Genomic DNA, 4,765 nt, shown 5'->3' on the forward strand with positions numbered 1-4,765 from the left:
AATAAAACTAAACAAAACTAGATTGAAAATCAAATCTAACTAAAGCTATAAAATAGAAATCAAGAATCGTAGATTAGAAATTAGAAATAAAAAAGATTTAAAAAATAAAAACCACAGATTAAAACTTAAAAATAAAAATTTAAGTATTTTAAGAAGTTATGCAAGGATATATTATAACTCCTCTTATATTAAAAATCCTATTATTTTAATAGTAATAATACTATTGCATAAAAAGATTGATTAAAGATTATAAACAAAGATGAGAAATTAAAAGCTAGAAATAAAAACAAAATGTCTCCCACTTGCATAAGCTGTATTCAAAAAAATAATTTTTATTACAAAAGAAAGCAAAAAAAATAAAAATTTTTACAAAATACCCCCCGCCCCGCTAGATATTTATTTAAATATTATAATATAGGTGATAAGGATATTTTTTATTAAAAAATTAATAATACATTTTTTAACAAGGAGAAATAATCAATGAAAACAAATAAAAAATTTAAACTCTTTACCCCTATCGTAGCAAGTTCACTAGCCTTAGTTTTAAATACTAATTTTGCTCAAGCAGAGTGTATGAGCGATTCCACCTCTGGAACTATCCCAATTATTTGTGCGGGAACAAAAAGCAGTGAAACAAGAGTAGATAACCTTTTAAAATGGAATGCTACAAGTAGTGATTTCAAAAGCTATAGTCCACTATTTAATGGTGGACCAAGTGATGTTATCACTAGGCTTACTTTTAAATTTGATGGTTCTAGTGGTAGCTTACAAAAAGATGGGAGTTTAGGAGCTAATTCCACTCTAAAAGCTGGAAGCGATGCTAACTCTATCATTCTCAAAGGTAATACCAAGGGTATCCAGATGGCTGCCAATGGACAAGGAAACCTTATAGTTGATTATAATAACCAAACTGGCAAAAATTTCACCCTAGATCTCTCAAATGCTCCAGATGGTGCGACATCATTTGCAGGACATCTAAAAATTGCTAATCAAAAAGCTGGTATGAATGGAAATCAAAACACTTTCTCAGCCACACTTAATTATGATCTAACAGGAAGTGTCACTCTTTCTGGCGCAAGTGGAGATAATACAATCAAGCTTACTCACGGGAGCTTAAGAGGCAATATCGGCTCAGGATATGCTGCTAATGGTGGCGAAAATAAACTTACTATTGATTTTACAAATAGCGACAAAACATCACAACTTGCTGCCAATACTTCAGGAAGAGTTGTAGGAGATATCTATACCTACAACAATGATCAGCAAAAGATGACTATTACCATCAAAGGCGGTGGATTACAAGGAAATATCAGAATTGCTGGACCAAACAATGGAGCACCTGGTACAGGCGATCTTATCGTTAATTTTGAAGATGGCGCAGTGATGGAAGGAAATATCGGACACTCTAAAATAAGCGAAGCCAATGATTACCAAAAAAGAGAAGTCACTTTTAAAAAGGCTAATTCAGAAACTATGACTTCAAAAGATGGGGATAACTTCGTTTTAACTGGGAATATTACTTCCAATGGAACTGGATATCCCGATGGAAAGACAATAGGTATCGAAAAGGGAAATCATGTAACTTTTGAGCATGGATCCATGAAAGGGAACATAAGCTCTGGCTATGATAATCTCAGAAGACAGGGATATAATCAAGTAACCTTTAAAGAAGAAAATGCCAAACTAGTAGGATCAATCAGTCTTGTTAATGGTGGAAGAAATGAAATTCATTTTGAAAAAGGAGGAGCGATCACTGGAACAATTCAGACAGGCACAGATGGCTTTGCATATACTCTTAATGGAAATCAAACAAACATTTGGAATCGCATTACTTTTGATGGAGATAATAATGCCTCAATTAGCAATAATGGTGGTAATGGAGATGTAATCTCTTCTAATGGAAGAATGAATCATATCGTCTTTAACGGAGCAGGAACTAATACAATTACAGGTAATATATCTGCTAAGAACCTTTGGGGAGGAAATGGAAACAATACAATAATTTTTAATAGCAATGGAAATAACACAATTAAAGGTAATATTGTTACTAATTCTGGTTCTAATATTATAGTATTTGCCCCTAAAACACCTAGCACGGTATCTGCACCTGCTTCTTCTTCTGGAACTTCCAAAACCAATACAATTAATGGAACAATTCAAGCAAATGGCGGAGGTGTCAATAAAATCATCTCTACTAATGGTGGAAGTAATGATACAGGCATAACAAATACCATCAAAAATATCACCGCAGAAAATGGAACAAACTATATCACTCTAGGTATAGATGGTGCAATCGCAGAAACAACAGTTAAAAAAGATGGAGAAGCACAAGCTCCTACAGCATCTACAAGCATAGAATCCACAAATAATATTACTGGTAATATCCTAGCAGGAAGAAATGGAATTGGATCAGTTAATCACATCTATTTAAAAGGTAAAAATACTATCGGTACAGATGCAGGTACAGGTGATACTATGATGCAAAATTCCGACCTTTCTATCACTGCGCATAATAGGGATAATGACAAAACAGATAAAATCAACTTTATTAAGCTTGAAGGATCTGACACAAAAATAAATCTCAAAGAAATTAGAGCCGAAGGAAATGGTAGTAATGGTGGAAATAAAGCCAAAAACTTCATTTCTTTAGATGGCACAAAAAATACTATCACACTTACAAGCATTACTGGAGACAAAGGAAGCAATTACATTGGAAAAAATGTATTAACAACATCAAATACACAAAATACTATCACTTTGATTAAAGATGATTTAATTAAAGATGGCATACAAAGCAAAACAATCAAAGATGCTTATACACTTCAATATAATAATTCAGGTTATAAATTCCTAGATCCTAACAATCGTGCAAGTGGAAAGCTCACAATAAAGCAAACACAAGCAAATGTAATTTCAGCATCTAGCGCTTCTGCACAAAATCACATTGATTTCCAAGAAATGGATATTACAGGAAAAATTGATGCTAATGCAGGACAAAACTATATCAATGCTGAAAAACTAAGCCTAGATGGAGATATTATTGCGCGCTGGGGTGGAAAAAACTATATTTTGGTAGGAAATGGCACATCAAAAGAAAAGTTAAATGAACAATCAACACTCACTACACTAAAAAATACAGCCATCAAAGCTCAAGATGGAAATAATACTTCTGAAAATGTGATTTTATTTAAAGATAGTGTAAAATTTGAAAATGTAAGCATCATAGGAGACAATAACTCTACAAATGGTAGAAAAAATAACTTCATCTCAGTTGATGGAGCAAATAATGACCTTGTAATTGATAATATCACTCTTAATACTTCAGGAAAAAATTATCTTGTAAAAGGCTTAGTAGAATACACCCCTAACACTAATGGAGGCAATGGCTTTGTAAAAATTAATGAGCTAGATATGACTAGTGATACAAATGCAATCACTGGAAAACTTTATATCAAAAATGGTGTAAGCACTGCAAAAGATGGAATAAACTTTATTTCTTATAAAGCAGATGCAACAATTTTAGCCACGACTTCAATGCCAGGAGAAGAGGAAACAGAAATAGCAACAATAGCAGCAGCAGATACTACAGCCCCTCAAAACTACATTATCGGTAAATTAAAAGAAGAAAATAGTGCTAAAGTCTTAGGAACTGCAATTTCTGGAAACAATAATCTTTATTTAGATCTAAGCAAAAATAAAGACTTTGCTGATGCAGCTTCTGTATTAGCAAAATTACAAGGACTTATTAAACAAGAACCAAATACAGGAAATCAAGGCTTTTCTTTACAAGATAGTTTCCAATCTGTTATTGCAGGACATATTGATAATGATGGCGGAACAAACAACATCTTTATCAAAGGTGGAAAAAATGAAATGCAACCTCAAGCAATGGCAACAGCAGGAGCAGCGGGAGCAACCACAGGTGTTAAGCTAGGTTTAGCAGGTAATATCACCACAAATGGTGGTAGCAATAATATTATCTTTGAAGATAGTATCTGGTTACCTTCTGCAATCATTGCACCTAATGTGCCTAATGGTAAAGATAATCAAGATAACACCATGCAAATTCCTTTTAGTGGCACCCAATCAGGAAATCTTATAAATGATAATGGTAAAACCAATATCGTTCTAAGAGAAAATGGAGCAAGTGCATTAAGTGCTGCAGGAACATCAATTTTTAATATCACTGCAAAAAAACAAGCAGAAACTAATATAGTTATCCAAGGACAAGTAAATGTAGGTGCAAATGTAGATTATGATAATAGCAGCACCACAAACTTTATCTTTGCAAATGGTAATAATACAACGCTTGGTGGCAGTGACAGCTTTGGTAAAGATTCCACAGACACTACAAATACTAATAACAAAGTCCTAGGTGTAACTTATCAAGATGGTATCAAACTCACACTAAAAGATAGAACGATCAAAAACTCTAGTGATCAATATATTTCTTTTATTAATACTTATGGTAATTTATTTAAAAAACATGACGCAAATAACGAAGATATGCAAGAATCTAATGAAATGATGGGATCAACCTTAGCTGCAGCAGCTGCCACTTCAAGCACAGACAGCAAAACTCCAGCACAAAATTCTCTTCTTACACTAACTAATAAAAGAGAAACTACTACTAATAGTGGTAGTAGCAATAACTTTAAAGACACAATTGTAATAGAAGGTCTTTTTGTAGGTGATGTTGTAGCACTAGAAAGAAGCCGAGATAATAAAGAAAAACATGCAGAATTCAATGTAACCTTAAAAACAG

At 33.1% G+C, this 4,765-nt stretch carries 1 protein-coding gene; it reads left to right on the forward strand.

The annotated features are described in order from the left end of the window. Positions 1 to 480: 480 nt before the first annotated feature. Positions 481 to 4,765 (forward strand): beta strand repeat-containing protein (locus LW133_RS07335; protein ID WP_233077798.1); only part of this gene is annotated, 4,285 nt, incomplete at its 3' end.

It is taken from the genome of Helicobacter anatolicus (assembly GCF_021300615.1).
In the GTDB taxonomy this organism is placed as follows: Bacteria; Campylobacterota; Campylobacteria; order Campylobacterales; family Helicobacteraceae; genus Helicobacter_H; species Helicobacter_H anatolicus.